Raw genomic sequence first — 4,078 nt, 5'->3', positions numbered from 1 at the left:
ACGGTGGTTGCGCCGACGCCGCGACCGGCCGCACCCGTACCAACCGCGGTCGCGCCGCGAGCGGCCCCGACGCCCCAGCCCCCGTCTCACCGACGCCGGCTCCCCGGGTGGAGCCGCCCCCAGTGTCTCCGGCGCGCGCGCCGACCGTAGCGCCCGCTCCGGCGCCCGAGCCGGTCGCGACTCCGGCCCCGCCGCCCGCCGCCGCGCCCGCCGTGACCGTGCTGGATTCTGCCGCGCGCGCGGCCCTGCCGTTCTCGGTGGACCTGCCGGCCGGCTTCGAGATCGTCACCGGCCGGCCCGGTCCCGACTTCCGCATCTATACGATCCGCCGCGGCGAGCGGTCGTTCGTCATGGTCTATGCCGGTCCGGCGTCGCAGTTCCCGATCTACAGCGGCCAGATGCTCGAGGTCGGCGGCCGGGCCTCGATCGTCGCCACCGAGGACGGCGTGCGGCACGCCATGGAGCATCTGTTCCAGCGTCCGGACGCGCCCCGGGAGATCCACGTCTGGACCATGAGCCTGGACGGCGACGACCGGGCCCTGGCCGAACAGATCGCCCAGTCGGTGGATATCCGCTGAAGGGGCGTCAGACCCGCCGCACCGGCGTGTCGGTCTCGCCCAGCCGGAAGCCGCGCGGGCCGGCGAACACCAGCACTTCCTGCCCCGGGGCGGCGGCCCAGCGGCGCAGCGTCGCCTGATAGGGTTCGCGCCGCCAGTCGTGCGGGCGGGCCGCGTCGCATTCGACCACCAGCCGGGCGCCGCCCTGTTCGCTGTGCAGGACGAAGCCGGCCGTGGTCGGTTTCCAGTCCTCGTCCAGCGCCTCGGTCAGCAGCCACAGGCAGTTGAACACGCGGCAATCGTCGGGCCGGTCTTCATAGACGGCGCAGCCCGCGCTCTTGCTGAAGTGGCGGCACCATTTGCCGGCGGGTTTGGCCAGGGCGGTCACGCCCATCAGTTTGCAGCACAGGCCGCAGTCGCCGCAGGACTTGTCCACCTGGATCAGGCTTTCGACCGGAGCGTCGGTTGGCCGTCGACGGACCCGTGGAAGGGGAGATCGTCCAGCTTTCCGATTTCACGCACGGGTGATGCTCCTGTCCGGCCGCCGCAGACATCCGGGCTTGCCATGGCCGGACCTTCTGCGCAAACCTGCGAACCGTTCGCAGTTGCGGGAGTCGCAGGATGATCGTGCTGATGGCCGGCGGCGCCGCCCTGTCCCTGCTGATGCGCGAGGACCGGCTGGCGTCACAGCACCTCGCGGCGGCTCAGATGCACCAGGGCGGCGGCGAGGGCCACGGCGCCCAGACCCAGGCCGAGCCCCAGCGCCGTTTGTACGCGCCAGGCCTCGGTGGCCAGCATGTTCACCGGCATCTGCCACGGGAAGAAGACCCCCTGTTTCGCTGAGGTCGCCACCACAGAGAAGAAGGTCCCGCCGATTCCGACGGCCAGCGCGGGCACAAAGCTGGCGAAGCGCAGGGCGACCCACAGCTGGATCGAGATCATCAGCAGACCGGCCAGGAACATCTGGCCGAACAGTCCGGCGTATCTCGCCAGATCGAACACGCCGCTCGGCTCCACCGCCGGCTTGATCATGGCCCCGAGGGTCACCGCGCCCCAGGTCATCACCAGCACCGCCGCGCTCATCAGGGCCACGACCACCAGGACGCAGATCATCTTGGCGGCGTAGATCCGCCAGCGGGGCAGGGGCAGGGCGCGCAGGTGATCCCAGGACTTCGGCCCGTGCTCCATGTGCGCGACGAGGGCGGTCAGGGCCGTCACGCTCATCGGCAGCATGAAGAAGGCCCAGATGCCGGCCGAACTGATCATCCACATGTCCCATTCCTGCGGGGCCTTGCCGCGCAGCAGGTTGAAGAAGGTGAAGATGGCGATCAGCGCCGGGGCGGCGACCGCCAGCAGGGCGGCCAGCGAGCGGTTCAGCTTTCGCGCCTCGACGAACAGCGGCGCGAGGAAGGGAGAGGCGGTCATCAGGCGAACTCCGGCTGGGGCTTGGCGGTCGCGGGCGGGGACACCTCGCGGTAGATGCCTTCGAGCGACCGCGAGCGGGCGCCGATGGCGAAGACGGCGATGTCGGCCTCGATCAGGGCGCGGTTCAGCGACGCCGAGGCGGTGCGCGCATCCTCCCCGGGCTTGAGCCGCGCGACCAGGCCGTCGTCGGCCGTCAGGACGTCGAAGCCGCGGGCGCGGGCCAGCGCCGTCGCCCGGGGGGCGTCGTCGGTCTGGAACGCGATCTCGGGCGCGAGGTCGGCCTTCAGCCGGCCCAGTTCGCCCTCCAGCACCAGCCGTCCGTGGCTGAGGATGCCGATGTGGGTCGCCGTCTGCTCGATCTCGCCCAGCAGATGGCTGGACAGCAGCACCGTCGCCCCGGTCCGGTCGGGCAGGGCGCGCAGGAAGCGGCGCATGTCGGCGATGCCGTCGGGATCCAGGCCGTTCGTCGGCTCGTCGAGGATCAGCACCGGCGGCGCGCCCAGCATGGCCCGGGCGAGGCCCAGCCGCTGGCGCATGCCGAGGGAATAGTCCGACACTCGCCGGTTTGCGTTCTCACGCATCTCGACCACCTCCAGCACCCGGTCGATCTCGGTCTTCGGCAGGCCCAGCAGACTCCGCGTCAGGTCGAGGTTCTCGCGGCCCGACAGATTGACGTAGAAGCCGTGCGCTTCCAGCAGGGCGCCGATCTTCGCCGCCGCGCCGATCCTGTTTTCGGCGACATCGACGCCGCAGATCCGCGCCGAGCCGCCGGTGGGCCGGATCAGGCCCAGCAGCATCTTCAACGTGGTCGTCTTGCCCGCGCCGTTGCGGCCCAGAAAGCCGTAGACGGCCTTGTCGGGCACCGTCATCGACACGGAGTCGACCGCCAGATGGCGTTTGAAGCGCCGTGTCAGTGCGCGGGTCTGGATGGCGGCCGTCATCGCTTGCGTCTCGTTTCGTTTAAGTCGGACATAAAGTTGCAAACGCTGCGTCTTTAAGTCAAGATTAAAGATAAGACAGATTCTCGCCCCGGACTTTCGCCATGAGCCAGACTGACATCACCCGTTTCCGCCAACGCTGCGCCCAGTTTCGCTGGCTGGCGGTCTTCATGGTGGTCAGCGTCGGAGCCCTGCTGGCGCTGATGTATCTGCTCGCGCCGGGGATCCTGATGGCGCGCGGCGATTACCGGGGCGCCCCCGCCGGCTGGCTGACCCAGATCATCTGGGCCCTGCCCACCCTGTTCTACCTGTTCGCTGTCTGGTCGATCGGCGCCGCCATGGGTCAGTTGGCCAAGGGCCGCCTGATTCAGCCCACCCTGGCCTCGGCCCTGCGCCGCGTCGGCCTCGCCCTCGGCGTCGGCGGTCTGCTCAGCGTCTTCGGCGTGACCAACCTCATGCGCCTGATCGAGGGCGGGCGGGGCGGCTTCGCCCATTTCGACGTCGCGGGCATGACGCTGGGCATGATCGGCGGGGCCCTGTTCCTGCTTGGCGGGGTCATGGAGCAGGCCGGCAAGGTCCAGGCCGAACTGGACGAGATGATCTGATGCCGATCCGCGTCACCCTCGACCAGATGATCGTGAAGAAGGGCCTGAAGGCGCGGGATCTCGCCCAGCAGGTGGGGCTCAGCGAGACCCAGCTGTCGCTGTTCCGCTCGGGCAAGGTGAAGGGCATCCGCTTCCGCACCCTGGCCAAGTTGTGCGCCGCGCTGGAGTGCCGGCCGAAGGACCTGCTGGACTACGACCACGACCCCGCCGACCTGCTGGCGGCCGAGGAGGAATGAGCGCCCGGCCTCTGTCATCGGCGCCCGGGATCGAGACGCCTTCAACGAGGCCCCTGTCGGCCGGCCAGGGGCGGTCCGCCATCTCCCCCGGCCGGCCCCGTCGTGTCCTTTGTGAATTCGTGGTGCCCGTTGTGATGAACCTCGGCTCTCCGAAGGCGTCCGCGACCCTTGACGCTCCGCTGACAATCCGCCGATTGCCAGCATATCGGAGCGCGCCAACTCACTGACTCTGCGCGTCTTCCCAAAAAAGCAGCGTCCTTATCCCGCCCTAGCTGGAGACCCGCGCACAATCCGCCCATCCCGTCGGTGGGGAGGGC

At 69.7% G+C, this 4,078-nt stretch carries 6 protein-coding genes; 3 read left to right on the top strand and 3 right to left on the bottom strand.

Annotated features, from left to right (window positions below; all coding sequences use genetic code 11):
* A partial coding sequence (locus B2742_RS08205; RefSeq protein WP_292064968.1) for a hypothetical protein occupies positions 1 to 578 on the top strand: 578 nt, incomplete at its 5' end.
* Between the two features lie 7 nt (positions 579 to 585).
* Here the strand turns inward: B2742_RS08205 and B2742_RS08200 are convergent.
* The 3 genes from B2742_RS08200 to B2742_RS08190 all read right to left on the bottom strand — a co-directional run bounded on the left by B2742_RS08200 (position 586) and on the right by B2742_RS08190 (position 2,923).
* Positions 586 to 993: a YkgJ family cysteine cluster protein gene (locus tag B2742_RS08200; RefSeq protein ID WP_292064965.1), complete on the bottom strand. Its 408-nt coding sequence runs from the start codon at positions 991 to 993 to the stop codon at positions 586 to 588.
* Between the two features lie 248 nt (positions 994 to 1,241).
* Entirely contained in the window at positions 1,242 to 1,982 is a 741-nt protein-coding gene (locus B2742_RS08195; protein WP_292064961.1) for an ABC transporter permease, read from the bottom strand.
* Positions 1,982 to 2,923: an ABC transporter ATP-binding protein gene (locus B2742_RS08190; protein ID WP_292064959.1), complete on the bottom strand. Its 942-nt coding sequence runs from the start codon at positions 2,921 to 2,923 to the stop codon at positions 1,982 to 1,984. The genes B2742_RS08195 and B2742_RS08190 overlap by 1 nt, the downstream gene beginning before the upstream one ends.
* A 101-nt stretch (positions 2,924 to 3,024) precedes the next feature.
* On the opposite strand from B2742_RS08190, the gene B2742_RS08185 reads away from it, so the two are divergent.
* A complete protein-coding gene (locus B2742_RS08185; RefSeq protein WP_292064956.1) occupies positions 3,025 to 3,525 on the top strand; it encodes a DUF2975 domain-containing protein in 501 nt (166 codons plus the stop codon).
* A complete protein-coding gene (locus tag B2742_RS08180; RefSeq protein ID WP_292064954.1) occupies positions 3,525 to 3,761 on the top strand; it encodes a helix-turn-helix domain-containing protein in 237 nt (78 codons plus the stop codon). Before B2742_RS08185 ends, B2742_RS08180 begins: the two co-directional genes overlap by 1 nt.
* Positions 3,762 to 4,078 lie beyond the last annotated feature (317 nt).

This window comes from Brevundimonas sp. UBA7664, from assembly GCF_002483305.1.
Classification (GTDB): domain Bacteria; phylum Pseudomonadota; class Alphaproteobacteria; order Caulobacterales; family Caulobacteraceae; genus Brevundimonas.
Note: the sequence above shows the minus strand (reverse complement) of the source record. Positions and strands in the feature narration are given on the sequence as shown.